The 26202-nt window shown below is 73.7% G+C and carries 24 protein-coding genes; 11 read left to right on the top strand and 13 right to left on the bottom strand.

Features of this window, described 5'->3' with window-relative positions; genetic code table 11:
- Positions 1–128 precede the first annotated feature (128 nt).
- The 3 genes from adhE (at position 129) to pflA (ending at position 6016) form a co-directional block, all read left to right on the top strand.
- Entirely contained in the window at positions 129–2855 is a 2727-nt protein-coding gene (adhE, locus tag OG689_RS02950) for a bifunctional acetaldehyde-CoA/alcohol dehydrogenase (RefSeq protein WP_266317208.1), read from the top strand.
- 97 nt (positions 2856–2952) lie between these two features.
- Positions 2953–5220: a formate C-acetyltransferase gene (gene pflB / locus OG689_RS02945; RefSeq protein WP_266317206.1), complete on the top strand. Its 2268-nt coding sequence runs from the start codon at positions 2953–2955 to the stop codon at positions 5218–5220.
- A 19-nt stretch (positions 5221–5239) separates the two neighbouring features.
- Positions 5240–6016, top strand: a complete 777-nt coding sequence (gene pflA / locus OG689_RS02940) for a pyruvate formate-lyase-activating protein (RefSeq protein ID WP_266317204.1) — start codon at positions 5240–5242, stop codon at positions 6014–6016.
- A gap of 91 nt (positions 6017–6107) precedes the next feature.
- Here pflA and OG689_RS02935 read toward each other — a convergent pair whose 3' ends face one another.
- The 9 genes from OG689_RS02935 to OG689_RS02895 form a co-directional block, all read right to left on the bottom strand.
- The gene (locus OG689_RS02935; RefSeq protein WP_266317202.1) at positions 6108–6641 is read right to left on the bottom strand and encodes a hypothetical protein; all 534 of its coding nucleotides are present in this window, start codon (positions 6639–6641) and stop codon (positions 6108–6110) included.
- A gap of 66 nt (positions 6642–6707) precedes the next feature.
- Entirely contained in the window at positions 6708–7196 is a 489-nt protein-coding gene (locus tag OG689_RS02930) for a universal stress protein (protein ID WP_266317200.1), read from the bottom strand.
- Positions 7197–7211: 15 nt separating this feature from the next.
- On the bottom strand, positions 7212–7661 hold the full coding sequence (locus tag OG689_RS02925) for a universal stress protein (protein WP_266317198.1): 450 nt from the start codon (positions 7659–7661) through the stop codon (positions 7212–7214).
- Positions 7645–8352 carry a CBS domain-containing protein gene (locus OG689_RS02920; protein WP_323189245.1) on the bottom strand — a complete coding sequence of 236 codons (708 nt, stop codon included), beginning with the start codon at positions 8350–8352 and terminating at the stop codon, positions 7645–7647. Before OG689_RS02920 ends, OG689_RS02925 begins: the two co-directional genes overlap by 17 nt.
- Positions 8346–9362, bottom strand: a complete 1017-nt coding sequence (locus OG689_RS02915; RefSeq protein WP_266317196.1) for a hypothetical protein — start codon at positions 9360–9362, stop codon at positions 8346–8348. The genes OG689_RS02920 and OG689_RS02915 overlap by 7 nt, the downstream gene beginning before the upstream one ends.
- A 59-nt stretch (positions 9363–9421) precedes the next feature.
- Positions 9422–9700, bottom strand: coding sequence for a DUF1876 domain-containing protein (locus OG689_RS02910; RefSeq protein ID WP_266317194.1), 279 nt, complete (start codon positions 9698–9700; stop codon positions 9422–9424).
- A gap of 178 nt (positions 9701–9878) precedes the next feature.
- Positions 9879–10322: a universal stress protein gene (locus tag OG689_RS02905; protein WP_266317192.1), complete on the bottom strand. Its 444-nt coding sequence runs from the start codon at positions 10320–10322 to the stop codon at positions 9879–9881.
- 92 nt (positions 10323–10414) lie between these two features.
- Positions 10415–11095 (bottom strand): CBS domain-containing protein, encoded by a 681-nt coding sequence (locus OG689_RS02900; protein WP_266317190.1) that lies wholly within the window; start codon positions 11093–11095, stop codon positions 10415–10417.
- Between the two features lie 131 nt (positions 11096–11226).
- Positions 11227–11730 (bottom strand): hydrogenase maturation protease, encoded by a 504-nt coding sequence (locus tag OG689_RS02895; protein ID WP_266317188.1) that lies wholly within the window; start codon positions 11728–11730, stop codon positions 11227–11229.
- Positions 11731–11895: 165 nt separating this feature from the next.
- Between OG689_RS02895 and OG689_RS02890 the strand changes: the two genes are divergently transcribed.
- From OG689_RS02890 to OG689_RS02870, 5 genes are read left to right on the top strand one after another with little or no spacing between them, the layout of a single operon-like run.
- Positions 11896–13062 (top strand): 4Fe-4S dicluster domain-containing protein, encoded by a 1167-nt coding sequence (locus tag OG689_RS02890; RefSeq protein ID WP_266317186.1) that lies wholly within the window; start codon positions 11896–11898, stop codon positions 13060–13062.
- Positions 13059–13529, top strand: a complete 471-nt coding sequence (locus tag OG689_RS02885; protein ID WP_266317184.1) for a cyclic nucleotide-binding domain-containing protein — start codon at positions 13059–13061, stop codon at positions 13527–13529. The genes OG689_RS02890 and OG689_RS02885 overlap by 4 nt, the downstream gene beginning before the upstream one ends.
- Positions 13526–14359, top strand: a complete 834-nt coding sequence (locus tag OG689_RS02880) for an FAD/NAD(P)-binding protein (protein ID WP_266317182.1) — start codon at positions 13526–13528, stop codon at positions 14357–14359. The genes OG689_RS02885 and OG689_RS02880 overlap by 4 nt, the downstream gene beginning before the upstream one ends.
- Position 14360: 1 nt before the next feature.
- On the top strand, positions 14361–15149 hold the full coding sequence (locus tag OG689_RS02875) for an oxidoreductase (RefSeq protein ID WP_266317180.1): 789 nt from the start codon (positions 14361–14363) through the stop codon (positions 15147–15149).
- Complete coding sequence (locus OG689_RS02870) at positions 15146–16525, top strand: nickel-dependent hydrogenase large subunit (protein ID WP_266317178.1); 1380 nt, start codon at positions 15146–15148, stop codon at positions 16523–16525. Before OG689_RS02875 ends, OG689_RS02870 begins: the two co-directional genes overlap by 4 nt.
- Before the next feature lie 30 nt (positions 16526–16555).
- Here OG689_RS02870 and OG689_RS02865 read toward each other — a convergent pair whose 3' ends face one another.
- Together OG689_RS02865 and OG689_RS02860 are read right to left on the bottom strand one after the other, a co-directional pair.
- Positions 16556–19495, bottom strand: coding sequence for a cation-transporting P-type ATPase (locus tag OG689_RS02865; RefSeq protein WP_266317177.1), 2940 nt, complete (start codon positions 19493–19495; stop codon positions 16556–16558).
- Positions 19492–20370 carry a universal stress protein gene (locus OG689_RS02860; protein WP_266317175.1) on the bottom strand — a complete coding sequence of 293 codons (879 nt, stop codon included), beginning with the start codon at positions 20368–20370 and terminating at the stop codon, positions 19492–19494. The genes OG689_RS02865 and OG689_RS02860 overlap by 4 nt, the downstream gene beginning before the upstream one ends.
- A 201-nt stretch (positions 20371–20571) precedes the next feature.
- Here OG689_RS02860 and OG689_RS02855 point away from each other — a divergent pair, with 201 nt between their 5' ends.
- The 3 genes from OG689_RS02855 to OG689_RS02845 are packed head-to-tail and all read left to right on the top strand — an operon-like array spanning position 20572 to position 22841.
- The gene (locus tag OG689_RS02855) at positions 20572–21081 is read left to right on the top strand and encodes a flavodoxin domain-containing protein (protein ID WP_266317173.1); all 510 of its coding nucleotides are present in this window, start codon (positions 20572–20574) and stop codon (positions 21079–21081) included.
- A 21-nt stretch (positions 21082–21102) separates the two neighbouring features.
- Positions 21103–22023, top strand: a complete 921-nt coding sequence (locus OG689_RS02850) for an ABC transporter ATP-binding protein (RefSeq protein WP_266317172.1) — start codon at positions 21103–21105, stop codon at positions 22021–22023.
- Complete coding sequence (locus OG689_RS02845; protein ID WP_266317171.1) at positions 22020–22841, top strand: ABC transporter permease subunit; 822 nt, start codon at positions 22020–22022, stop codon at positions 22839–22841. Before OG689_RS02850 ends, OG689_RS02845 begins: the two co-directional genes overlap by 4 nt.
- A 75-nt stretch (positions 22842–22916) precedes the next feature.
- Here OG689_RS02845 and OG689_RS02840 read toward each other — a convergent pair whose 3' ends face one another.
- Positions 22917–25331: a glycosyl hydrolase family 65 protein gene (locus OG689_RS02840; protein ID WP_266317169.1), complete on the bottom strand. Its 2415-nt coding sequence runs from the start codon at positions 25329–25331 to the stop codon at positions 22917–22919.
- Positions 25328–26032: a pyridoxamine 5'-phosphate oxidase family protein gene (locus OG689_RS02835; RefSeq protein ID WP_266317168.1), complete on the bottom strand. Its 705-nt coding sequence runs from the start codon at positions 26030–26032 to the stop codon at positions 25328–25330. Before OG689_RS02835 ends, OG689_RS02840 begins: the two co-directional genes overlap by 4 nt.
- Positions 26033–26202: the final 170 nt, after the last annotated feature.

The following is a 26202-nucleotide window of genomic DNA, read 5'->3' as shown; positions in this document are numbered from 1 at the left end:
ACCTTCGGCCCGAAGGCCTGCCCCGTCCGGCAGGGGCCGCCGCCGCGGCCGCCACGGAAGGCTGTGTGACGAGGCGCCGGACGACCGGAAACGCCCCACCCGGACGACGAACCGAAAGGTGGTCCACCATGCCCCGCAGCCCGCTGACCGCGAAGAGCGCCGAGCACGCGAAGAGTGCCGAGCCCGCGCGGATCCCCGTCCCCGCCCCGGTCGTCCCGCCCGCGGCGGCGGCGGCCGCCGCCGACCGGCCGGTCCAGGCACCGGCCGCCGCCGAGGTGGACCGGCTGGTCGCCGGAGCGGTGACCGCCCTTCAGGAGTACGGATCGTTCACCCAGGAGCAGGTCGACCACATCGTCAGGAAGGCGTCCCTGGCGGCGCTCGCCCGGCACACCGGCCTCGCGGTGCTGGCGGTGGAGGAGACCGGGCGCGGGGTGTTCGAGGACAAGGCGGTCAAGAACGTCTTCGCCTGCGAGAACGTCACCCACGTGATGGCCCGGGTGAAGACGGTCGGGGTGGTGCGGCGGGACGAGATCGACGGGATCGTGGAGATCGCCGAACCGGTCGGGGTGGTCGCCGGCCTCACGCCGGTGACGAACCCGACCTCCACCACGATCTTCAAGTGCCTGCTGGCCCTCAAGACCCGCAACCCGATCGTCTTCGCCTTCCACCCCGCGGCGCAGCGCTGTTCCGCGGAAGCGGCCCGGATCGTGCGGGACGCGGCGGTGGCGGCGGGGGCTCCGACGCACTGCATCCAGTGGATCGAGCGTCCTTCGATGCCGGCCACCGAAGCCCTGATGAATCATCCGGACGTCGCCACGATTCTCGCCACCGGCGGGAACGCGATGGTCCGCGCCGCGTACTCGTGCGGCAAGCCCGCCCTCGGTGTCGGTGCGGGCAATGTGCCCGCCTACGTCGAGCGGACCGCGGACCTCAGGCGGGCGGTCAACGACATCGTGCTGTCCAAGTCCTTCGACAACGGCATGATCTGCGCCTCCGAGCAGGCCGTCATCCTGGACGCGGAGATCCGTGACGCGGCGATCGCCGAGTTCCGCAGGCTGAAGGCCCACCTCGCCACGGCGGAGGAGAAGGCCCTGCTGGAGCGGCACCTGTTCGGCGTCGGCGAGGGGGCCTCGTGCGCCGGCGAGCGGCTGAACGCCGCGGTGGTGGGCCGCTCCGCCGTACAGATCGCCGCGGCCGCCGGCTTCACCGTGCCCGCCGACACCTCCGTCATCCTGGTGGAGGCGGAGCGGGTCGGACCGTCCGAGCCGCTGACGCGCGAGAAGCTCTGCCCGGTGCTGGCCCTGCTGACCGCGGAATCACGCCGAAGCGGAGTGGAACTCGCCGCCGCCATGGTGGAGTTCAACGGTCTCGGGCACTCCGCGGCGGTGCACACCGAGGACGAGGCGTTCGCCGAGGAGTTCGGGCACGCGGTCAAGGCCTGCCGGATCATCTGGAACGCGCCCAGCTCCCAGGGCGGGATCGGCGACGTCTACAACGCCTTCATGCCCTCGCTGACGCTCGGCTGCGGTTCCTACGGCCACAACTCGGTGGCGGGCAACGTCTCGGCGCTGAACCTCGTCAACATCAAGCGGATCGGGCGGCGCAACACCAACATGCAGTGGTTCAAGGTCCCGCCGAAGATCTACTTCGAGCGCAACTCCGTGAAGTACCTGGCGAGCATGCCGAACGCCCACCGGATCGTCGTCGTCACCGACCGGACCATGGTGGAGGTCGGCCACCTGGAGCGGATCCGCGGGATCCTGGACCGGCGGCGCGAGCCGGTCGAGGTCCGGGTGGTCGACTTCGTCGAGCCGAACCCGAGCATCGACACCGTGCGCAGGGGCGCCGAGTTGATGCGCGACTTCCGGCCCGACACCATCATCGCCCTGGGCGGGGGCTCGCCGATGGACGCCGCCAAGGTGATGTGGCTGATGTACGAGCACCCGGAGGTGGACTTCGCCGACCTGAAGGAGAAGTTCTTCGACATCCGCAAGCGCGCGTTCACCTTTCCCGACCTCGGCGAGAAGGCCAAGCTGGTCTGCGTCCCGACCACCTCGGGCACCGGCAGCGAGGTCACCCCGTTCGCGGTCATCACCGACACCGCCACCGGACAGAAGTACCCGCTCGCCGACTACGCCCTCACCCCGAGCGTCGCCATCTGCGACCCGGCGCTCACCACCCACCTGCCGGCCGCGGTCACCGCGGACACCGGCTTCGACGCCCTCACCCACTGCATCGAGACCTATGTCTCGGTCTACGCCAACGACTTCACCGACGGGCTGGCGCTCCAGGGCATCCGGCTGATCTTCGAGAACCTGGAACGGGCCGTCACCGACGGGCCGAACGACCCGGTCGCCCGGGAGAAGATGCACAACGCCGGCACCATCGCGGGGATGGCCTTCGGCTCCGCCTTCCTGGGCGTCGTCCACGCCATGGCGCACACCCTGGGCGGCACCTTCCACATCGCCCACGGCCGCACCAACGCGCTGCTCCTGCCGCACGTGATCCGCTACAACGGCGGGGCGCCGGCGAAGGTCACCGGCTGGCCCAAGTACCGGAGCTACGTCGCCCCCGAGCGCTACCAGGACGTCGCCCGGACGCTCGCACTGCCCGCCGACACCCCCGAGCAGGGCGTCGAGTCGCTGGCGTCCGCCGTCGAGGCGCTCCGCGACCGGGTCGGCATCCCCCGCTCGTTCAAGGAGGCGGGAGTGGACGAGGCGGCCTTCCTGGCGGCCCTCCCGCAGCAGGCGATGAACGCCTACGAGGACCAGTGCGCCCCGGCCAACCCCCGGATGCCGATGCTCGACGACATGCGGCAGCTGATGCGTCAGGCCTACTACGGCCACCGGATCTGAGCACCGGCGGCCCCGTACCCGGGGCCGCCGCACCGGCCGGGCGAACCGCCGGCCGGCACAGCGAGGTGCCGAGGGCACCGAAAGGGGAACGGCGACCATGACCACCGAGCAGGCGGAGACGACCACCGGCAGTGCCTGGGCCGGGTTCAAGGGCGGCCTGTGGCGCGACGCGATCGACGTCCGCGACTTCATCCAGCACAACTACACCCCGTACGAGGGCGACGGCGGCTTCCTGGCCGGCCCGACCGAGCGCACCACGGCGGTCTGGCGGAAGATCACCGACCGCTTCCCGGAGGAGCGGGCCAAGGGCGTGTACGACGTCGCCCACGACATCCCCTCCACCATCACCGCGCACGCCCCCGGCTGGATCGACCGCGACCGGGAACTGATCGTGGGCCTGCAGACCGACGCCCCGCTGAAGCGCGCGATCATGCCGAACGGCGGCTGGCGGATGGTGGCCGGTGCCCTGGAGACCTACGGCTACCCGGTCTCCGCCGAACTGGCGACGGTCTTCACCACGTACCGCAAGACCCACAACGCGGGCGTGTTCGACGCCTACACCCCCGAGATCCTGGCCGCCCGCCGGGCCGGGATCATCACCGGCCTGCCGGACGCCTACGGCCGCGGCCGGATCATCGGCGACTACCGCCGGGTCGCGCTGTACGGGGTGGACCGGCTGATCGCGGCGAAGCGGGAGGAGAAGGCCGCCCTGGACACCGCACCGGCGGACCCGGGGCGCCTGGAGGAGGTGATCCGTTCCCGGGAGGAACTCGCCGAGCAGATCAGGGCCCTGAACGAGCTCAAGGAGATGGCCTCCGCCTACGGCCACGACGTCTCCGGCCCGGCGCGGACCGGCCGGGAGGCCGTCCAGTGGCTGTACTTCGCCTATCTGGCGGCGGTGAAGGAGCAGAACGGCGCGGCCATGTCGCTCGGCCGCACCTCCACCTTCCTCGACGTCTACCTCCAGCGGGACATCGCCGAGGGCCGGCTGACCGAGAGCGGAGCCCAGGAGTTGGTCGACGACTTCGTGATCAAGCTGCGGATCGTCCGCTTCCTGCGCACCCCCGAGTACGACCAGCTGTTCTCCGGCGACCCGACCTGGGTCACCGAGTCGATCGGCGGCATCGGCGAGGACGGCCGCCCGCTGGTCACCCGGACCAGCTTCCGCTACCTGCAGACCCTGTACAACCTCGGCCCGGCGCCCGAGCCGAACATGACGGTCTTCTGGTCGCCGCGACTCCCTCGTGGATTCAAGGAGTTCTGCGCCAAGGCATCGATCGACACCTCCAGCATCCAGTACGAGTCGGACGAGCTGATGCGCCCGCGGTCCGGCGACGACACCGCCATCGCCTGCTGCGTGTCGGCGATGGCCGTCGGCCGGCAGATGCAGTTCTTCGGCGCCCGGGTGAACCTCGCCAAGACCCTGCTCTACGCGGTCAACGGCGGCCGGGACGAGATCTCCGGCGCCCAGGTCGGCCCGGACAGCGGCGCGCTCACCTCGGAGGTCCTCGACTACGAGGAGGTGCTGGAGAAGCTCGACCGGCAGATGGACTGGCTGGCCGAGACCTACGTCCATGCCCTCAACGTGATCCACTACATGCACGACAGGTACGCCTACGAGCGCCTGGAGATGGCGCTGCACGACCGCGACGTGCGCAGGACGATGGCCTGCGGGATCGCCGGTCTCTCCGTCGCGGCCGACTCCCTCGCCGCCATCCGGTACGCGAGGGTCGCCCCGGTGCGGGACGCGACCGGCCTGGCCACCGACTACCGGATCGACGGCGAATACCCCGCCTACGGAAACAACGACGACCGCGCGGACTCGATCGCGGTCGACCTGGTCGAGCGGTTCATGGCGAAGGTGCGCAAACACCCCACCTACCGGGGCGCCGAGCACACCCAGTCCGTGCTGACCATCACCTCCAACGTCGTCTACGGGAGGAAGACCGGCAACACCCCCGACGGCCGCCGGGCCGGCGAACCCTTCTCGCCCGGTGCCAACCCGATGAACGGGCGCGACCGGCACGGCTACGTGAGCAGCGCGCTGTCGGTCGCCAAATTGCCGTACGAGCACGCCCAGGACGGCATCTCGCTGACCAACACCGTCACCCCCGACGCCCTCGGCCGCACCCCGCAGGAGCGGATCGCCAACCTGGCCGGGGTCCTGGACGGCTTCACGGCGGTGGGCGGGTTCCACATGAACGTCAACGTGCTCGACCGCGCCACCCTGCTGGACGCCATGGAGCACCCGGAGGACTACCCGCAGCTGACCATCCGGGTCAGCGGCTACGCCGTCAACTTCGTCCGGCTGACCCGCGAGCAGCAGCTCGACGTGGTCAACCGGACCTTCCACGGCTCGCTGTAGCCGGTCCAGGAGGATTCCCATGGCTGTCACGCTCGGCACCGCCATCCCGGTCGGGCCGCCCCCGGCGCTCAGCGGGTCGGTGCACTCCTGGGACGTGTCCACCGGCGTGGACGGCCCGGGCACCCGGTTCGTGGTCTTCCTGGCCGGGTGCCCGCTGACCTGCCTCTACTGCCACAACCCGGACACCTGGCGGATGTCGGACGGCACCCGCACCGGCGTCGACGCCGTGGTCGCCGAGGCCGCCGGGCACGCCGCCTTCATCCACGCGGCCGGCGGCGGCGCGACCCTCACCGGCGGCGAACCGCTGCTCCAACCCGCCTTCTGCACCGAGCTGTTCCACCGCTTCAAGCACGAACTCGGGCTGCACACCGCACTGGACACCTCCGGCTTCCTCGGCGCCCGGGCGGACGCCCGGCTGCTGGCCGACGTCGACCTCGTCCTGCTCGACATCAAGTCCTGGGACCGCGACCTCCACCTGTGCCTCACCGGACAACACCTGGAACCCACACTGGACTTCGCCCGCCGGCTGGCCGACCTCGGCAAGGAGGTGTGGGTCCGGTTCGTGCTCGTCCCCGGGCTGACCGACGGGCCGGCGAACGTCGAGGGCGTCGCGGGGTTCGCCGCCTCGCTCGGCAACGTCTCACGGGTGGACGTCCTGCCCTTCCACAACCTGGGCTCCGCCAAGTACCGGGCCCGGGGGAGGCGGTTCCCGCTCCAAGGCACCCCGGCGCCGAACGCCGAACAACTGGAAGCAGCCCGCTCGGTGTTCGCCGGCCACGGCCTGCACGCGGTGTGACGCGAGGGCGCCGCGCACCGTCCTCCGAGCCCCGCCGCTCCCGCGGCCCGAGCGCGCGTCCGGCCGGGGGCCGTGCGGCCCCGGCGGGTGCTCAGGCCAGTGACGCTCCCCACGCCACGGCCCGCTCGCGCTCGCCCGTGCGCAGCGGGCCACCGGTGCTCTCCACCACGAATCCTTCGGGGGCGGTCACCAGGTCGTAGTGGTGGTGGGTCAGCCTGCGGGCGATCCCGTGCGCGGCTCCGCCGCTGATCAGCATGTCCGCACGGGTGTCGAAGGCGGCACCGCGGGCGCCCGGCCGGGGCTCGGGGAGCGATCGGAACCAGGTCCGCAGCCCGGGGCCGGGGTCGGATCCCGGGCCGCGCGTCCCCGGCTCGTTCCCCGCGGGTGTCCCGGCGGCGGCGAGCCGAGCCATCCTGCGGGTCGTCCCGGAGCTCATCCCGTACACGTGGGTGGGCCCGCCGGCCACCAGGAGGTCCGCACTGCCGGTCACCTCCGGTCCCGCGCCGGCCACCGGGACGCAGCGCACCACGGCGTCGGGCCGGGCGCCCCGCAGGCCTTCGGCGATCGCCTCGGCGACGATCCGGGTGTTGCCGTACACACTCTCGTACACGATCACTGCCTGCACGACCGCTCACCTCCGGAAGTCGGTTCGCAACGTCGACCGCCGCGCGCAGCCGTCGCGGCGGTGGCGTCAGTGGTGGGGGACCACGACGACGGGGCAGGAGGCGTGCTGGGTCGCGGCCTGCGCCACCGGTCCGAGGGAGGGGCCCATCGCCGGGCGCCGGGTGCGGCGCCCGACCACCAGCAGCCCGGCCTGTGCGGCCGCCTCCACGAGCGTGCGGGCCGCGCTTCCCGGCGTCAGCTGTTCGACCACGTCCACCTGCGGGTAGCGCTCCCGACCCGGCCCCAACGCGTCCGCGAGCGCCCGGTGCTCGACCGCGGCCACACCCGCCATGGAGCCGGCCGCCGTGAAGGCCATGAACAGGGCCTCCTGCCCGGCCGGCCGTCGCCCGCCCCAGCGCTCCGCGTCATCGCTCCCGAGGACGTGGGGCCGCCTCCACGGCCAGGCCTGGACCAGTTCCAGGGGCAGGCGCCACCCCAGGGCCTCGCGGGCCGCCCAGCCGGTGGCGGCCAGGCTCTCGGGTGATCCGTCGAAACCGACGACGACCGGTCCGTCCACGATGTCCTCCGTCGGTCAGGTGCCGGTCGCGCGCACCACGACGACGGGACACGGGGCGTGCTCCACGCAGTGCCGGCTCACCGAACCGAGCAGGGTCCCCGTGAAGCCGCCCAGCCCCCTGCTCCCGACCACCAGGAGGTGCGCCCCGCGCGCGAACCGCAGCAGGACGTCCGCCGGGTGGCCGTACTCGGTGCGCTGCCGCACCGGGACCGGTGGATGGGTGGCGTCGTGTTCCTGCTTCACCGTGTCGGCGAGAGCCAGCCGGGCCGCCTCCTCGATCTCCGGCCCCGGGATCGACAGGCCCCAGCCACTCAGCGGGGGGAAGTCCCAGGCGGCGACCGCTTCGACCGATGCGTCCTCCAGCCGTGCCTGTCGCCGGGCCCAGCGGAGCGCCGCCCGCGAGGAGGGCGATCCGTCGACGCCGACGACGATGACGCGCTGTGCACTCTCAGGCGTGGTTCCCATGACGGACCTCCGGTTTCCGGTGTTGCTCGCGGTGTGTGGTGACGTACGTCTGCTCCGGTGCCCGGCCCGTCCGGTCGGTGACCGACACGACGCCGTCCACGGACCGGCACAGGCGCAGCACGACCGTTACGAGGTACGGGGGCTCGATCGTGCCGCTCAGCACGACCCGGCCCTGCGCGACCTCCACACCGACGGCTGCCGGGCTCACCCCCGCCACGTGGCTGAGCACCTCCTCGACGATGTCCCGCCTGATGGCCCGGTCGTCCCGGAGGAACACCTTGAGGAGGTCGCCGCGGCTCACCAGGCCGGTGAGCCGGCCCTCCTCGTCCACCACCGGCAGCCTCTTGACGTGCCGGCCGGCCATCAGGCGGGCCGCGGCCACCACGGTGGCACCGGGCGCGACGCACACGGCGGGACTGGTCATCAGCTGCCGCGCGGTGGCGGCCCCGGCCGTGTCCGGCCCGCCGGCCGGCGGCGGTTGCAGGCCGGTGGGGTCCTCCTGGGCCGACTGGGTGCGCAGGAGATCGGCCTCCGAGACGATGCCGACCGGCCGGTCGTCCTCGTCGACGACGGGTACGGCGGTGATGCCGTACTCGTGGAGCAGCTCGACGATCGCGCGGAATCCCGTCGCCGGTGCGACCCGGACGACATCGCGGGTCATCACGTCCCGGACGGTGCGGTGCGTCAGCACGACGACTCCCCGGCGGCAGCGGCGCCCCGGTGGTCCGTCAGGTCGAGGGTCTCGTCGACCGGGCGGCGTGGCGTGGCGGGTCCGGGCGGGCCGTAGCCGAGACGCAGCACGAGCTGGACGTGGCCGACTCCTTCGGCCGGGTCCCGCAGGCCCCAGCGGGTGTCGGGCCACTCGACGGCCTGGTGCAGGACGGAGGCGCGCACTCCGTGGGCCGTAGCCAGCAGCCAGACGCGCTGCATGGCCTGGCCGGCGCGCAGCCAGTCGGCGGGTGTGTCGCCGTGAGTGGTGAGGAGGGCCAGCTGGGGCAGCGCTTCGAAGCGTTCGGGCGGCGTCGTGGGCAGCGTCCGGCCGGTGAAGCCGCGCATGGGCACCCGGGCGTCGTGGTCCTGCGGGCCCAGCGCCGCCGCGGGTATCCCGTCCGCGGCGGGTTCCTCCAGCCGCAACCAGCTGCGGGTCTCGGCCGTCCGCGCCAGGTCGGCGCCGGTGCGGCGCTCGGCGTCGCGGGTCAGGGCGAGCACACGGCGCACCCCGTCCTCCTCCAGGGGGGACAGCACCGCGCCTTCGCCGAGGGCGGCCGCCGTCAGCTCGCCGAGGACGGCCTCGGGCACGTCCCGGTTGATGAACGGCCGGCGGCTGGAGTGGCGGTGCCGGATCGCGTCGTAGAGGTCCGGCCCGGACGGCGGCGCCGACGGCGCAGGGTGGGAGAGACCGATCTCGGCTGCCAGGTCCGCTTCGGCCGGATCGGGGAGCATCCGCACCCGCGGGTCCCGTCCGAGCCGCAGTGCGGAGAGCCGCAGGTTGAACAGCGCCGCGCCCACCGAGATGTGCAGTGCCCGGCCGTCCGGGTCGGTCAGCGGCACGGCTCGTTCGCGGTCGAGGTACACCCGCAGGCCGGACGAGTCGGTCGTGGGGGTGAAGCGCCACGGCTGGCTGTTGTGCAGCGAGGGCGCCGCGCCGGCGGCGGAGGCCAGGAAGCGCAGCTGGGTCAGGGTCAGTGAAGGCTCGTTCATGGTGGACCGCTCCCTGGTGCGACTCACTTCGTCAACGGTGGGCGGCCGGCCTTTCGTCATCAGCGGGGGCCGGGGTCGAAGGCCGCGGTGTCGCTCTCGCCCGCGCGCAGCAGCTGGTGACCGAGGTCGACCAGGGCGCGCCCGGCCGCGAACTCGTCACCGATCTCGGGGACGTCCGGGTCGTCCGGGCTGCGCCGTGCGGTGGCGCGGCTGCGGAGGGTGTTGTCGCCGGTGTCGAGGACGGCGTGCACGGTGGTGAGGTCGCCCTCCTCGAACAACTGCAGGTGCAGCGTCCACTGCTTGGTGCGCTGCTGCGCGATGCTGCCGGTGGCGGTCATGGCCGGGACGTCCTTCCGGTCGGTCTTCCGGGCTGCTGCGGGTGTCGGCACCCGTCTCCTGCGCCGGTCCCGCTTCCATCCTGCTCCGCGTCCGGATCGCGGACATGGGCCCTCCGGCCCCAACCACCCGCCGGACGGCCCGGACGGGACGCGGCCGGGTCCGGAGGAGATCCGCTGGTCATCCGGCGCCTTCGCGGAGCACGACGACCGGGCACGGCGCGTGCTGCACGCAGTACTGGCTCACCGACCCCAGCAGGGCGGCGCCGAACCCGCCGCGGCCCCGGTTGCCCACCACGAGCAGGTCGGCGCCCCGTGAGCGCTCGACCAGCACCTCGGCGGCGTTCCCCGGCACGGCCGTCGTGCGGACCTCCTCCGGCCGGACCCCGCCGAAGGTACGGGTGACCACCTGGTCCAGCACCTTCGCGGCGGCACGGCCGAGCTCCCGGTCCACCGACACCGGTGCCCGCCCGTACACCGTCGGCAAGGTCCAGCAGATCACCGCGTCCACCGGACCGCCGGTCAGGCGTGCCTGGGTGACGGCCCACCGCAGGGCCTGTTGGGACGAGGGCGAGCCGTCCACGCCGACCACGATCCGCTGTCCCGCCGGGGTCACCCTGTGCATCGCGTTTCCTCGTTCCCGGCCGCGGCGGACCGGCCGCCGTGCCTTGGGGGAGGGCCGCCCGGCCGCCCGGCCGGCGTGGCGGTCCGGGGACTTCAGGCGGTCGCCGCGGTGGCCCCGGCCTGCGATGCCGCCGAGGGATGCTCGATGGCCTGGTGCACGGAGACCACGCCGTCGACCGACGCGCAGAGGCGCTCGACGACGGGGATCAGGCCGGCCTCCTCCATTCGCCCGGCCAGGGTGACGACACCGTCCCGGACGGTGACCCGTACGGCGCCGGGAGCGAGGTGCAGGGTCCGGTCGAGGATGTCGCGGGCGATCTCCTCACGGATGGCCGTGTCGTGCCGGAGGAAGAGCCGCAGGAGGTCGGAGCGGCTGACGATGCCGTTGAGCCGCCCGGCCTCGTCGACGACCGGGAGGCGTTTGATCCCCTCGCGGTCCATGGTCCGGGCGGCCTCGACGATGCTCCACTCGGGGCGCGCGCACACCGCAGGGCTGGTCATCAGGCCCTCCGCGGTCTCGGCCACGGTGGCGGCGCTGTCGCGGGAGCCCGCCGGGAGGCTGACCGAGTGGCCCTGCGGGTCGGGGAGGCGTGCCTGCGTGCGGAGCAGGTCCGCCTCCGAGACGACGCCGAGCGGGCGGTCCCGGTCGTCGACGACCGGGACGGCGGCGACGCCGTTGCGCTCGAAGAGCCCGGCGATCTCCTTGAAGGGGGTGCCGGGCCGTGCGGTGACGACCCCGGGGGTCATCACGTCGCGGACGGTGCGGTGCTGCATGGTCCTCACTCCTTCGCCGGGGTCCTCCTGCTCTCACACTGTCCGCCTGTCGCGCCGCCCCGGACAGGGCCGTTCGGGCCCTGTCCGGCGGGCCGGCGGGTACTGGACGGCCTGTCCGGGTCGGACGGCGCTCAGGGGTCGCCGACGCCGGCGTGGTAGCGCGAGACCTCTGTCGCGATCTGTTCGGCGAGGTGTGCCGCGGCGGCCTCGACCGGAGCCGACAGCCCCGTTCCCGGGGAGCAGTCGGCCCCCTCCACGGCGTGGACGACCAGGCGGCGCGGCAGGCGGTCCAGTTCGCGGGCCAGTTCCACGGCGTCGCCGAGGCCGAGCCCGTGGGAGCTGGTCGCGCGGTCGGCCGCCGCGATCCGCCCGTCGTCCATCACGAGGCGGTGCACCCGGCCGGGCTGCCCGGGGTGGGTGTGGGCGGCGTCCACGACGATCGCGAGGTCCGCCCCGTCCCAGTGGGAGATCAGCCTGGCGGGGTCGCCGTCGCACACCACGAGCGAGGTCCGGCCCGGCAACGGGCGCGTGCGGGTACGGTCCGCCAGCCTGGCGACGACGGCCCAGCCGACACCGTCGTCACGGCGGTACTCGTTGCCGACACCGATGACGGTGACGCGGGCGGGGGTGTTCACCCACCTGGTCTTCCCGCCCGTGGTGGCCCCGAGCCGCGGCGGGCCCCGGCGAGGCCCGCACGAGGTCGCCGGAGAGCCACCTGGAGCACACCGGACCTGTCTTCCCCTGCCCGGGCGCGCTTCCTTCCCCATACTGGCAGCGGGGGCATCGGCCTGGGAGGTTGGGTGGCGACGGACACCGGCGGCTCGGCGGTGATCGACAAGGACGGCCTGGACGCGTTGGTCGCGCTCCTGGCCGGCCGTGGCCGCACGGTCATCGGACCGACCGTGCGGGACGGGGCGATCGTGCTGGCGGAACTCGGCTCGGGGTCGGACCTGCCCTACGGGTGGGGGGTCGAACTGGAGGCCGGAACGTACCGGCTGCGGGCCCGCGAGGACGGCGCCGCCTTCGCGCACAGCGCGGGGCCGCAGTCCTGGAAGAACTTCCTGCATCCGCCCCGGGTACGCGAATGGAGCGCCGACCGCGGCGCCGACGGCGACCTCGTCGTCACCGAGGACACCGGCACACCTCCTTCCTACGCCTTTCTCGGGGTACGCCCCTGTGACCTGCGGGCCATCGCGATCCAGGACCGGGTGCTGACCGGGGGCAGGCACACCGACCAGGCCTACCGCGGGCGCCGCGAGCGGGCCTTCCTGGTGGCGGTGGAGTGCACGGAGCCGGGCGCCACCTGCTTCTGCGTGTCGATGGGAACCGGCCCCGCCGCGGGGCCCGGGTTCGACCTGGCGCTGACCGAGGTGCTGGACGCCGAGGGCCACCGCTTCCTGGTGCGCGCGGGGAGCGAGGAGGGTGAGTCGGTGCTGGCCGGGCTTCCCCGGAGTCCGGCCGATCCCGCGACCCGGGAGGCGGCCCGCGAGCGCGTGGCCGAGGCGGCGGACCGGATGGGCCGCAGCATGCCGCCGGTGGACCTGCGGACCCTGATGCGCGAGACCCTCACGGCCGAACGCTGGGACGACGTCGCGGCCCGCTGCCTGACCTGCGGCAACTGCACCATGGTCTGCCCGACCTGCTTCTGCACCAGCACCGAGGACGTCACGGACCTGACCGGTGACCACGCCGAGCGGTGGCGGCACTGGGAGTCGTGCTTCGACCTCGACTTCTCCCATCTCCCGGGCGGCCCCGTCCGGGAGTCGCCGCGCAGCCGCTACCGCCAGTGGGCCACCCACAAACTCGGCACCTGGTTCGACCAGTTCGGCAGCTCGGGTTGTGTCGGTTGCGGGCGCTGCATCGTGTGGTGCCCGGTCGGCATCGACATCACCGAGGAGGCTCACGCACTCCACCGGGAGCGGGAGAGCCGGGCCGGCCGCCCGCCGGGCCCGGAGAGCCCGTCATGACCACCTCGCAGCACGGCTTCCTCGGCGCCCTGCCGCCCGCCCACCGGGACAGGCTGGCCGAATTCGCCCACGAGGTCGAGATCCCCGCGGGCGCCCGGATCTTCGAGGAGGGCGGGGCCGCCGACCGGTTCTGGATCATCCGCTCGGGGGGCGCGGCACTGGACGTCCACGTCCCGGGCCGGCCGCCACCCGTCGTGGAGACCCTCGGCGAAGGCGATCTTCTCGGCTGGTCCTGGCTGTTCGAGCCCTACCGGTGGCACCTGGGTGCCCAGGCCCGTGGCAGGCTGCGGGCCGCCGAGTTCGACGCCGGGCGCGTCCGTACCGCGTGCGGGCAGGACCCCGCGTTCGGCCTGGCGGTGACCGGCGCCGTCGCAGCGGTGATCGCCCGTCGGCTGAAAGCCACCCGCACCCGCCTGCTCGACCTCTACGCGCCACCCGGCGCCGGGGCCGGCGGAGGTGACGGATGACGGCGCCCGGTGCGGTGGGGCGCTCCGCCGCGCTTCCCGTCCCCTACCGGGTCGCCGCCCGCGCGGCCGGGGCGCCCGGCACCGCCACGATCGTGCTGGAGCCCGTCCGATCGGCCCTGCCACCTTTCACGCCCGGGCAGTTCGCGATGGTGTACGCGTTCGGCGTCGGCGACATCCCGCTGTCGGTGAGCGGGATCGACGGCGACCGGCTGACGCACACCGTCCGCAGCGTCGGCCCGGTCTCGGCCGCCCTGCACGGGCTGGAGGCCGGCGCCACGGTCGGTGTGCGCGGCCCGTTCGGCACGGACTGGGGGCTCCCCGCCGCCGCCGGGCGCGACCTGCTGGTGGTCGCGGGCGGCATCGGCCTGGCACCACTGCGCCCGCTGGTACGCGCCGCCCTCGCCGCACCGGGGGAGTACGGCCGGCTGAACGTCCTGATCGGCTCCCGCACGCCGCAGGACCTGCTCTACGCCCAGGAGACCCGTGCATGGGCGCCGCGGGCCCGCGTGCTGGTCACCGTCGACCGTCCCGACGGGCGGTGGCGCGGGGAGGTCGGTGTCGTCACCGCCCTGCTCGACCGCGCCGGCTTCGACCCGGGGACGGCGGCGGCCTTCGTCTGCGGCCCCGAGCCGATGATCCGCGCCACCGCGGCCGAGCTGGTGCGTCTCGGCGCCGACCCCGGCCGGATCATGGTCTCGCTGGAGCGGACCATGCACTGCGCCACCGGCCACTGCGGGCACTGCCAGCTCGGGCCGCTCCTGCTGTGCCGCGACGGCCCCGTGGTCAGTTGGACGACCGCCGAACCACTCCTACTGGTAAGGGAGTTGTGAGATGACTGCCGAGCCCCGTCGGCGTCCCAGGCTCGCGGTCTGGAAGTTCGCCTCCTGCGACGGCTGCCAGCTCACCCTGCTCGACTGCGAGGACGAACTGCTCGGCCTCGCCGAGCAGGTGGAGATCGCGCACTTCCTGGAGGCCTCCAGCGCCAGCGCGCCGGGCCCGTACGACCTGTCCCTCGTCGAGGGCTCGGTGACCACCGCACAGGACGTCGACCGGATCCACCACATCCGCGCCGTCTCCCGGCGCCTGGTGACCATCGGCGCCTGCGCCACCGCCGGCGGCGTCCAGGCGCTGCGCAACTACGCCGACGTCGCCGAGTTCCAGGCCGCCGTCTACGCCCGCCCCGACTACGTCGCGACACTCGCCACCTCCACCCCGATCAGCGCCCACGTCCCCGTCGACTTCGAACTGCGCGGCTGCCCCGTCGACCGCCGCCAGCTGCTGGAGGTCATCACCGCCCACCTGGCCGGGCGCCGACCGGCCGTCCCCGCGCACAGCGTCTGCTTCGAGTGCAAGCAGCGCGGGACGGTCTGTGTGACGGTCGCCCACGGCACCCCCTGCCTCGGCCCGGTCACCCACGCCGGCTGCGGCGCGATCTGCCCCACCTTCGGGCGCGGCTGCTACGGCTGCTTCGGCCCGAGCGACTCCACCAACTTCCCCGCCTTCGTCCCGCTGCTGCGCCGCGACGGGATGGACACCCTCGACGTGGTGCGGGTCCTGCGCACCTTCAACACCGCCGCGCCCGAGTTCGACGCGGCCTCCCGCAAGGAGCTGGAACGGTGACCCATCGGGGCTCCAGGGTGCTGCACGTCGGATCGCTGTCCCGGGTCGAGGGCGAGGGCTCCCTCCACCTGCGGATCCGGGGCGAGGAGGTCGCCGAGGCGCGGCTCGCCATCTACGAACCCCCGCGGTTCTTCGAGGCCTTCCTGCGCGGACGCTCCTACACCGAACCGCCCGACATCACCTCCCGTATCTGCGGGATCTGCCCGGTCGCCTACCAGTTGAGTGCCTGCCGCGCGATCGAGGACGCCTGCGGTGTCACCGTGGACGGCCAACTTGCCGCGCTGCGCCGCCTGATCTACTGCGGCGAATGGATCGAGAGTCACACCCTGCACGTCCACCTGCTCCACGCACCCGACTTCCACGGCTGCGCGAACGTCGTCGAACTGGCCCGGTCCAGGCGGGCCGACGTCGAGCGGGGACTGCGGCTCAAACAGGCGGGGAACGCGATCATCGAGCTGCTCGGCGGCCGGGCCGTCCACCCGGTCAACGTCCGCCTCGGCGGCTTTCACCGGGTGCCCAGCAGATCCGAACTGCGGCCGTTGGAGGAACAGTTGCGCCGGGCCCGGGAGGACGCCGCGCTCACCGTGCGCTGGGTGGCCGGCTTCGAATTCCCCGAGGCCGGGTGCGACCACGACCTGCTGGCCCTGGCCGAGCCCGACCGCTACGCCATCGAATCGGGCACACCCACCGTCATGCCCGCTCCGCACACCGCCGGACTGCCCGCCACCAGCCGGCGAGCCCTGCCCACCCGCACCTTCGGCGTCCGCGAGTTCGGAGACCACGTCGTCGAGCGCCAGGTCCCGCACTCCACCGCCCTGCATGCCCGGCTCGACGGCCGCCGCCACCTGACCGGCCCGCTCGCCCGGTACGCGATCAGCGGACGCCTGCTGTCCCCGATCGCCCTCCAGGCCGCCCAGGACGCCGGGCTCGGCGACCCCCGGCAGGGTGTCGTCTGCCGCAACCCCTACCGCAGCATCGTCGTCCGGGCGGTCGAGGTGCTGCACGCCGTCGACGAGGCGCTGCGCCTCATCGACGCCTACGAACCCCCGCCACGCCCGTACGTCGACGTACCGCCACGCGCCGGCACCGGCCACGGGGCGACCGAGGCGCCACGCGGCCTGCTCCACCACAGCTACACCCTCGACGCCGAGGGAACCGTCACCGACGCCGTCCTGGTGCCGCCGACCGCGCAGAACCAGGACGCGATCGAGGAGGACCTCCGCCGCACCGTGCAGGAACACCTGCGGTCGGGGGATCCCACCGACGCCGAGCTGACCGCGCTGTGCGAACGGGCCGTCCGCAACCACGATCCGTGCATCTCCTGCTCGACCCACTTCCTCGACCTCACCGTCGACCGGGCCGGGGGCGGCCACTGACCGTCCCGCGCCCGAAGCCCGCCCGCCCGGTCAGGGCGGCGGGCGACCGTGTTCGGCGGCCACCTGACGGGCATGGGAGACGATCTCCTCCGCGGCCTGCTCGCTGACCCCGAGCGCGTGGTGGAGCCGGTGGGCGCTCCAGCCGTGGCGGGCCAGCAGGACGGCGACCGGGTGGTGCCCCGAAGCCGCGACGGCGGCGTGCGCCGGAGCGGGTGCGACGGCCGCCGGCCTCGCGGGAGCGGCCGTGCGACGGCGCACCAGAGCCCTGCGCAGCTCGTCCGCGCCCCAGACGACGAACGGGAACGGTGCCACGATCGCCAGTTGAGCGGGGCTGAGCGCCTCCGTGCCGAACACGTGGTGCAGCAGGGGGACGTAGACGATCGTCGCGGCGAAGGCGAGCGAGAACCCGATGCCGACGAGCAACTGCCGGTTGCTCAGGACACCGATGGAACGCAGCGAGGCGCGCTCGGTGCGAGCGGCGAAGGCGGTGCCGATCTGGCAGGCGACGATACCGAGCCAGGTGACCGTGGTGGCCTGCCGGTACGTCAGGTGCAGGGCCGTGCCGGGGCCGGTCGGGTCGCCGGGGTGCCAGCCGCCCAGGGTCAGGGTGAGCAGGAAGCCGCCCATCACCAGGCAGGCCGAGACCAGACCGAGCAAGCCCCAGGCCCGGACCAGCATGGCGCGCTGGATCACCTTCTCGCCCCGCGGGCGCGGCGGGCGGTCCATCAGGCCGGGTTCGGCGCGTTCACGGCCCAGCGCGAGCGCGGGGAGGGTGTCGGTGCCCAGGTCGACGGCCAGGATCTGCATCACCGTGAGGGGCAGCGGAATCGTGCCGCCCGCGAGGGCGAAGACGAGGAAGGGCACCACCTCGGGGACGGCGTGGGCGAAGATGTAGACGATGAACTTGCGGATGTTGTCGTACGTCCGCCGGCCGGCCTCGACGGCCGCGACGATGGTGGCGAAGTTGTCGTCGGTGAGCACCATGGTGGCGGACTCACGGGCGACATCCGTGCCGGAGCGTCCCATGGCGACGCCGATGTCGGCCCGCCGCAGGGCGGGTGCGTCGTTCACCCCGTCGCCGGTCATCGCGACCGTGTGGCCTTCGGCGCGCAGCGCGTCCGCGATCCGCAGTTTGGCCTCGGGGGAGGTGCGGGCGAAGATCACCTCCTCGCCGCGGGCGAGCAGCGTGTCCAGCTCCCGCTCGCCCATGGCCGCCAGCTCGGTTCCGGTGACGATGCGGGAGCCGAGACGGCCGATGCCCACCTGGCCGGCGATGGCGGCGGCGGTCAGGCCGTTGTCGCCGGTGACCACGTGGACGGTGATCCCGGCGCGGTGGGCGAGGGTGATCGCGCCCGCGACCTCGGGCCGGGCCGGGTCGGCCATCGCGATCAGGCCCACCAGGCACAGGTTCCGCTCGGCGTCCTCGCGCCGGTCGGGGGGCGCCTCACCGGGTGGCAGCGGCCGCCGGGCCACGCCGATCACCCGCAGCCCCCGGGCCGCCAGGGTGCCGACGGCGCGGACCACCTCGGTCCGGTCGGCGGGCGTGAGCGGCCGTTGCGAATCCCGGTCGAGGAGGCGGTCGGCGTGGGCGAGGACCTCCTCGGGCGCGCCCTTGGTGTGCAGGACGACCGTGCCGTCCTCGAAGTCCGCCGTCGTCATCAGCTTGATCCGGGGATCGAACCGGAAGAGTGCCCGCCGGTCGAGGTCACGCTGCGCGGGCGGTCGCGCGGTCGCGAGCCGGTCGGCCAGGTCGAGCAGGGCAAGCTCGGTGGGGTCGCCGTGACCGGCCTCCGGGTGGGCAGTCGTGCAGGCCGCCGCCGCGGCGGCCAGCAGCCGGACCTCCGGCGGCGCGGCCGCCGGGACATCGACGGCGCACTCTCCGCCCGGCGTCCAGACGGCCGTGGCCAGCATCCGGTTCTCGGTCAGCGTCCCCGTCTTGTCGGTGCAGACGACCGTCGTGGAACCCAGGGTCTCGACGGCGGAGAGGCGCTTGACCACGGCCCCGCGCCGGGCCAGGTCCCGCACACCGGAGGCCAGCGACAGGGTGATCGTCGGCAGTAGTCCCTCGGGCACGTTGGCGACCAGCAGGCCGATCGCGAAACTCACCGCGGCGGCGAGTGACAGGCCGGCGGCGAGGCCGATCGGCAGGAAGGCGAGCCCCACCCCGATCGCCACCAGCGCGATCAGCCGGGCGGCCCGCTTGACCTGGCGCTCCAGCGGGCTCTCCTCACGCCGGGTGCGCTGGCTCAGCGCCGCGATCCTGCCCAGCTCGGTGTGCATCCCGGTGGCGGTGACCACCGCCTGCGCCTGGCCACCGGTGCAGGCCGTCCCGGAGAAGAGCAGGTCACGGGCGTCCAGCAGGGAACCCTCGACGTCCACCGGCTCCGCCGAGCGGAACACCGGCACCGACTCACCCGTCAACGCCGAGAGGTCCACCTCCACACCGCCGGACAGCAGCCGGGCGTCGGCGGAGATCCGCTCGCCCTCCTCGACCACCAGCACGTCCCCGGGGACCAGCGAGGTGGCCGCCACGTCCCGTCGCACGCCGTCGCGGATCACGCTCGCCTGCTCCGGGAGGAAGGCGGCCAGAGCCTCCACGGCCTTCTCGGCCTGCTGCTCCTGCGCGAAGGCGAGCGCGGCGTTCAGCAGGATCACGGCAACGATCGCCACCGCGAGGGCCGGCGCCCCGCTGACGGCGGCGAGGACCGCCGCGAGCGCCAGCAGCAGGGCGAGCGGGTGGGTGAACTGCTGTGCGAGTTCCCGGGGCCAGCGCCGTCCGCCGCGCGCGGTCAGGGTGTTGGGGCCGTACACGGCCTGGCGGCGGGCCGCCTCGCGATCCGCCAGGCCCCGCGCCGAGGTGCGCAGGTCCCGGAAGAGCAGGGCGACCGGCTCACGTGGGTCCGGCGTGTCCCCGCCGTCCGGCGGCCGGTCCGTGGCCTGCCGCAGGGTGCCGGGGCCGGCGGTCCTCATCTGCCCGGTTCGCCCGTCGGCCGGGGCACCGTGACGATCGGGCAGCGGGCGTGGTGCAGGAGGCCGTGCGGCACGGAGCCGAGGCGCATGCCGGTGAATCCGCCGCGTCCCCGGCGCCCCACCACGACGGCCAGCGCGTGCTGCGAGGCCTTGGCCAGCTCCTCGACGGGGTGGCCGTGGATCACTTCGTGGGTCAGTCTCACGTCGGGGTACCTGGCGGAGCGGCCGGCGGTGGTCTCGGTCAGCAGCCGCCTGGGCTCCTGGTCGGCTTGGAGTCCGTCGGCCCGGTCGAAGGGCCGGGACTGCCGTACCCAGACGGCACGCAGGGCGGCTCCGCGCCGGGCCGCCAGGTCGAAGGCGACCTCGACGGCCGCGGCCGACGACGGGCTGCCGTCCACGCCGACCACGAGGTAGGGCGGGTCCTGGGTGACGTGCTCGGGCTCGCGTACGACCACCACCGGGCAGGTGGCCTGCGCGCTGACCGGGACGGCCACCGAAGAGGTGCTGAGGAACTCCTCGGCGCGGGTGAGCCGGCGCGAGCCGAGTACGACGAGTTCGGCCCCTGCCGACTTCTGACAGAGAACCTGGCCCGGATTGCCGTCCACCAGGGTGGTGGCCAGCTCCAGCCGCGGATGCCGTTCGCCCGCGAGGGCCGCGGCCTTGTCCAGCGCCGCCCGTCCGTCGGCGCGAAGCTCCTCGTGGTATCGCTTCTCGAAGCCGCGCCGGTCGGAGCCCGGTTGCGGCACGGCATGGACCATCAGCAGGGGCAGTCGACGGCGGTCCGCCTCGTCGGCGGCCCATGAGGTGGCGAGCAGACCGGGGCCTCCCGCGTCCACGCCGAGGACGATCGGGCGCCGTGCGCTGCCGGGTGCCATGGCTCCTCCACCGGGGATCGCGGGGCGGCCCGCCGAATCCGGGCCCTGCTCGTACCGTAGGCGCGGCCGGCGCCGAGGGGCAGGGCCGACCGGCCCCGGGTGCAGGGCGGGCGGCCCTGGCCAGGACTCCTGTGCAGGTCCACCCTGGACCTGTCGGCCGAACGGCCACAAACCGCGTCCGCCACCCGCAGGAGGGCCGCCATGAAGAAGCAGAGGATCCTCGTGGCCTACGGAAGCAAGCACGGCGCCACCGGCGGCATCGCCGACGAGATCGGTCGCACGCTGGAGCAGGACGGGTTCGACGCGGAGGTCCGCCCCGCCTCGGAGGTCCAGGACGTGACGGGGTTCGACGCCGTCGTCCTGGGCAGCTCGCTCTACGCGGGCCACTGGCAGCGTGACGCCCTGCGGTGCGCCGACCGCAACGCCGACGCCCTCGCCCACCGCCCGGTCTGGCTGTTCAGCAGCGGCCCGGTGGACAGTTCCGCCGAGCAGCACGACATCCCGCCGGTGCCCGGCGCGGCCAGGACGATGGAACACCTGCACGCCCGCGGGCATGCCACCTTCGGCGGCAGCCTCACCTCCGAGACCCCCGGCTGGATCGCCCGCACCATGGTCAAGCACGGCAAGGGCGGCGACTTCCGGAATCCGGAACGCATCCGGACCTGGGCCCACGAGATCGGGAACGAGCTGCGCTCCCAGGGCCCGGAATAGGTCCGGGGGAGCGTGCGTCCCGTGCCCACCCCGGTGCCCGCGATCGAGATCAGTTCGCTGACCAAGCGCTACGGACCGACGGTCGGCGTCGAGCAGCTCGACCTCACCGTGGCCGCCGGCGAGGTCTTCGGCTTCCTCGGACCGAACGGGGCCGGCAAGACCACCACGCTGCGCTGCCTGATCGGCCTGCTGCGGCCCACCGAGGGGCGGGTCCGGGCACTGGGCCTGGACCCCGTCACCGACCACCGCCGACTCGCCCCCGCGCTCGGCTACCTGCCCGGCGAGCTGCGCCTCTACCCGGAACTGACCGGCCACCGATCCCTCCGGCTGCTCGCCGATCTGCAGGGCGCCCCGACACCCCGCCGCGCGGAGCTGTGTGAGCGCCTCGCCCTGCCGGATTCCGACCTGCGCCGCACCGTCCAGGAGTACTCGCGCGGCATGAAGCAGAAGCTCGGCCTGGTGCAGGCTCTCCAGCACGACCCCGACCTCGTGGTGCTGGACGAGCCGACCGAGGGCCTTGACCCGCTGGTCCAGGAGACCTTCTTCGAACTGCTGGCCGAGGCGCGGGCGGCCGGTCGTACCGTCCTGCTCTCCAGCCACGTCCTGCCCGAGGTGCAGCGGACCTGCGGCCGGGTGGCGATCATCCGGGACGGCAGGCTGGTGACGGTGGAGAGCGTCGCGGCCCTGCGTGAAGCGCGGGCGAGGAAGATCCGGTTGACCTTCACCGACGGCCGCGGGCCCCGCCCGCTCGGCGGGGCGGAGCGCTGGTCGCCGCGTTGGAACGGTGACCAGGTCGAACTCCTGGTGCCGCCCCGCCAGGTGGTGGACGCGCTGCGCGGCCTGCTGGCCCTCCCCGTGGCCGACCTGGCGGTGGAGGAGGCCGGCCTGGAGGAGGCGTTCCTCGACCTCTACCGGCACGCCGACCCGGGGTCACCGCCGTGAGCAGCCGCTTCCCGCTGCTCGGGCTGGCCCTGTACCGGCGCCGGCGGATGCTGGTCGCCCTTGTCCTGGGCATGGTGGTCTTCGAGACCCTCATCGTGGTCATCGCCGACACGCTCTCGCCGGCCCAGCTCTTCGCCGGCGGCGGGCGCACACCGCCCAGCGCGTTCCGGGCGTTCAGCGGGTCCAGCGGCGACGTGTCGATCGCCAGCTACCCCGGGCTGCTCGGCGCCGGGCTCACCCACCCGTTCTGGATCGCGATCCAGCTGACCGCGGTCGGCGCGCTGACGGCGGCAGCCGTCGCGGCCGACGTGGAGTCGGGGACGATCGAGCTCCTGATGGCCCGGCCCGTCTCCCGCAACCGGCTGCTGGCCGAACGCACCGCGGCCGTGGCGATCACCTCGGTGGTGCTCAACCTCGCGGCGACGTCCACCGTGGCGATCGGGGTCGCCCTGTCACCGCAGCTGCACCGGGCCGTGCCGATCAGCGGTGTGTTCGCGGCCGGGCTGCTGGGCTGCGCCTTCACCCTGTGCCTCACCGGACCGGCGCTGGCGGTGTCCGCGGCGGGCCGCCGCCGCTCCCAGGTGGTCGGGGCCACGATCGCGTTCGGCGCGGTCGGGTTCGCCCTGAACTTCGTCGCGCTCGCCTGGTCGAAGGCGGCGCCGCTGCGCTTCCTCAGCCCGTTCCACTACTACACGCCGGGCGACGCGCTCGCCCACGGCGCCGTGCCGTGGTTCTCCGCGGGCGTGCTCGCCGCCGTGGGTCTGGCCGGGGTGGCGGCGGCGTTCGGGCTCCTGGCCCGTCGGGACCTCGCCCCGTGACCCGCCGGGTGTCGTCGGCGCCGGCCGGCAGCGGTCGTGGCCGTGGCCGTGGCCGCGCGTGGCGGGCGGCCGGGCTCAGAGTGAGAACCGGTGGCTCCCGCCCGGCCGGACGGTCGTCGACGAGCCCCGGAAGCCGACCCGGACGGGGGCCTGGCGGCTCTCGCGAAGGCTGACCTCGACGGTGCGGCGGTCGACGGAGAGGGCGATGCCCCAGTGGCCGCGGTAGCGGAGGTCCAGGTCCACCCGGCCGATCGCCGACGGCAGCCGGGGGTCGAGCCAGATCGTGTCCTGGCGGATCTCCAGACCTGTGTAGCAGCGCTGCAGGAGGTCGACGGTGCCGGCCATGGCGCCGAGGTGGATGCCCTCGGCCGTGGTCCCGCCCTGCCCGTCCGTGAGGTCGCCGTCGAGGGCGTCGCGGAAGAACCTCCAGGAGGCGCGGCGGTCGCTGCGGGTCAGGACCCAGGCGTGCACCACCGCGCTGAGCGTCGAGCCGTGGACGGTGCGCCGCAGGTAGTGGTCGGTCGTGCGGCGCAGCAGCTCGTGGCCGGCCGGATATCCGAGGCGGCGCAGAAGGCCGCGCACCTCGTGCGCGGAGAACAGGTAGAACAGCATCAGGACGTCGGCCTGCTTCGACGCCTTGTAGCGGTTCACCGTGTCTCCCTCGGCCTCCAGGATCCGGTCGAGCCGGCGCAGGTCGGGGTAGCGCCGGCGGTAGGCCGCCCAGTCGAGTTCGGCCAGGCGCTCGTAGCCGTCGAACTGGCTGAGCAAGCCGTCGTGGAAGGGTACGTGCAGGCGGCGGCTCACCTCCTGCCAGCGGTCGAGTTCACCCTGGTCGAGCCCGAGCCGCTCCAGCAGTTCGTCGCGTCGGTAGTCGGGCAGGATTCCCACGGCGTCGAGGGCGCGGGCCAGCACCCAGGAGGCCAGCACGTTGGTGTAGGTGTTGTCGTCCAGCCCCGGCCGGCCGGACCAGGGATAGGCGTCGTGGTACTCGTCCGGCCCGAGGACGCCCCTGATCGAGTACCGCTCGCGGTGCGGGTCGTACACGGCCGAGGAGGACCAGAACCGGGCGATCTCCAACAGCATCTCGGCGCCGGTGCCGGCGAGGAAGTCCAGGTCGCCGGTGGCCTGGTAGTGCTGCCAGACGTTGTAGGCGACGGCGGAGCCGACGTGGCGCTGGAGGTGGCTGTGGTCGGGCAACCAGCGCCCGGAGAGCGGGTTGAGGTGCAGCTGCTGGGACTCCTCCCGGCCGTCGGAGGCGCTCTGCCAGGGGTACATCGCGCCGCGCAGGCCCACGGCACGGGCGGCCTGCCGGGCGGCGTCGAGCCGGCGGTGGCGGTAGCGCAGCACCGCCCCGGCCAGTTCGGGGAACCGCAGGTTGAGCAGTTGGAGGACGAACAGTTCGTCCCAGAAGACGTGCCCGCGGTAGGCCTCGCCGTGCAGGCCGCGCGCCGGGATGCCGACGTCCAGGTCGACGGAGTGCTCGGAGTAGGTCTGCAGCAGGTGGAACAGGTGCAGGCGCACCGTGCCGATGCCGTCGAAGTCCGCGTCGATCCGGCAGCGGCGCCACAGCTCCGTCCAGCGCAGGGCGTGGTCACGGGCGAGGTCGCCGAAGCCGGGTGCCTGCCGCACCAGTGCCCGGGCGGCGCGCAGAGGGGCGCCGATCGCCGGGTCACGGGAGGTGTACACCGAGACCGTCTTCTCCACGGTGACCGGTGATCCCCGCACCGCCTCCAGCACGAGGACCTGGGCCGCCCAGCCCGCTCTGACCTCGTCCGTGCGGGCTGCCGGGAGGGGGACGCCGGCCCGGTGCAGGCGTGTCCGGGCGGCCAGCGCGATGCGCAGCGGTGATCCGGTGGCGGCCGCCTGGAGCCACAGGGTGCCGTCGGCGTCCACGCCCTGCCCGTCCGGTACGAGGTGGCGGCCGTTCAGGCCCCGGTAGCGTGCGACGCCGCTGTTGGACACCTCGCCGTCGAGCGCTGAGCGGACCTCCAGCCGGCCGGACCAGTTCTCGGGGACCAGCTCCGTCTCCAGCACGAGCAGATGCGGCTGGGCCTGGCTGGCGATCCGGCGCTGCGTCAGCCGGGTCCGGCGGCCGTGCCCGTCCACGACCAGCGCCCGCCGGGTCAGTACGCCGGCGCGCAGATCGAGTTCCAGGCTCTCGGACGCGGCGGGTCCGGTGAACCAGGCACCCCCCTCCGGCCGGAAGGTGAGGGGCAGCCAGTTCGGGCAGTTGACCAGGTCCTCGTTCTCGACGGTGCGGCCGCCGATCACGGAGATCGTCCGGTCGTAGCAGCCGGCCAGGTACGTCCCGGGGTAGTGGACGCCGTCGGCGTGACTCTCCGGCGCGGCGGCGCGGCTGACCAGGTAGCCGTTGCCGACCGCGCAGAGGACCTCGCGGACGCCCTCGTCGGCCGGGTCGAAGCCCTCGTAGCCGAGTCGCCAGGGATCGGCGGGTGCGGAGCCCCGTGAGCGTCCGTGCCGGTCGCTCACGGTGTGTCGTCGGAGGGCGTCGTCCCGGCGGTGCGGATGACGCGTCCGGTGATCCTGTCGGGGCGGATCCGCACCCAGGTGTCGCGCCGGCCGCCCACCCAGGGCCGAGGGTCGGCGTGCTCCCCGAACCATTCCATGGCATCCGCCTCCGTGACCTGATGGGCCCGGCCGGTGACGAGGACGCTCCAGCCGACGCCGAACGCCCCGTCGAGCTGGTCGACCTCGAAGGCGACCCGCTCGCCCACCGCGGCGGCGGCGGCGCTCTCCGCGGTGGTGCGGTAGAGCACGGTGCCGTCCAGGATGCGGTAGTTGACCGGCAGGACCTGTGGACCCTCGGGCGTGGACCGGGCGACCCGGCCGACGCCACCCGGTTCCATCTTGGCCCAGCACTCCCAGGGCTGCAGCTCCTCCACCACCGGGCGGAGGAGCGGCGTGGCCTGTCCGGGCGGCGAGTCGAGTCCGCCGCCGAGCAGATACCGGACCGAGGTGCCGAGCGCGCCGGCCAGCCCTGTGATCGTCTCCAGGTCGACGGCGGCCGGCTGCGACTCCAGGTACTCGAGGTAGCTGACGTCCATCCTGGCCCGCACCGCCACCTGCTCGCGAGTGAGGCCCAGTTGCTCACGGCGGTGTGCGACGCGGCGGCCGACATCGCCGGGGTGGGCGGGGTCTCCCCGGGTGCGACCGCGATCCGTTGTACTCACGAACATCATCCCTCTCCAGTCATAGGCATCCGTCGCCTGCCGACAGCTGTCACCTCCCCGACCCCCATCCTTCGCCGGGCCCGGTCACCTGTACCAGGGCCGTTCGGGTCCCCAGGACGACGCGAACGGGCCTGACGGGGGTGGCCGGAGGACCGACCGGCCCTGGCCTT

The sequence above is a fragment of the Kitasatospora sp. NBC_00240 genome (assembly GCF_026342405.1).
Taxonomy (GTDB): Bacteria; Actinomycetota; Actinomycetes; order Streptomycetales; family Streptomycetaceae; genus Kitasatospora.
Note: the sequence above shows the minus strand (reverse complement) of the source record. Positions and strands in the feature narration are given on the sequence as shown.

Excerpts from the sequence above, each read along its gene's own strand:
- adhE (WP_266317208.1), top strand. The coding sequence starts at position 129 with ATGCCCCGCAGCCCGCTGACCGCGAAGAGCGCCGAGCACGCGAAGAGT.
- pflB (WP_266317206.1), top strand. The coding sequence starts at position 2,953 with ATGACCACCGAGCAGGCGGAGACGACCACCGGCAGTGCCTGGGCCGGG.
- pflA (WP_266317204.1), top strand. The coding sequence starts at position 5,240 with ATGGCTGTCACGCTCGGCACCGCCATCCCGGTCGGGCCGCCCCCGGCG.
- OG689_RS02925 (WP_266317198.1), bottom strand. The coding sequence starts at position 7,661 with ATGGGAACCACGCCTGAGAGTGCACAGCGCGTCATCGTCGTCGGCGTC.
- OG689_RS02915 (WP_266317196.1), bottom strand. The coding sequence starts at position 9,362 with ATGAACGAGCCTTCACTGACCCTGACCCAGCTGCGCTTCCTGGCCTCC.
- OG689_RS02910 (WP_266317194.1), bottom strand. The coding sequence starts at position 9,700 with ATGACCGCCACCGGCAGCATCGCGCAGCAGCGCACCAAGCAGTGGACG.
- OG689_RS02905 (WP_266317192.1), bottom strand. The coding sequence starts at position 10,322 with ATGCACAGGGTGACCCCGGCGGGACAGCGGATCGTGGTCGGCGTGGAC.
- OG689_RS02900 (WP_266317190.1), bottom strand. The coding sequence starts at position 11,095 with ATGCAGCACCGCACCGTCCGCGACGTGATGACCCCCGGGGTCGTCACC.
- OG689_RS02885 (WP_266317184.1), top strand. The coding sequence starts at position 13,059 with ATGACCACCTCGCAGCACGGCTTCCTCGGCGCCCTGCCGCCCGCCCAC.
- OG689_RS02880 (WP_266317182.1), top strand. The coding sequence starts at position 13,526 with ATGACGGCGCCCGGTGCGGTGGGGCGCTCCGCCGCGCTTCCCGTCCCC.
- OG689_RS02875 (WP_266317180.1), top strand. The coding sequence starts at position 14,361 with ATGACTGCCGAGCCCCGTCGGCGTCCCAGGCTCGCGGTCTGGAAGTTC.
- OG689_RS02865 (WP_266317177.1), bottom strand. The coding sequence starts at position 19,495 with ATGAGGACCGCCGGCCCCGGCACCCTGCGGCAGGCCACGGACCGGCCG.
- OG689_RS02860 (WP_266317175.1), bottom strand. The coding sequence starts at position 20,370 with ATGGCACCCGGCAGCGCACGGCGCCCGATCGTCCTCGGCGTGGACGCG.
- OG689_RS02855 (WP_266317173.1), top strand. The coding sequence starts at position 20,572 with ATGAAGAAGCAGAGGATCCTCGTGGCCTACGGAAGCAAGCACGGCGCC.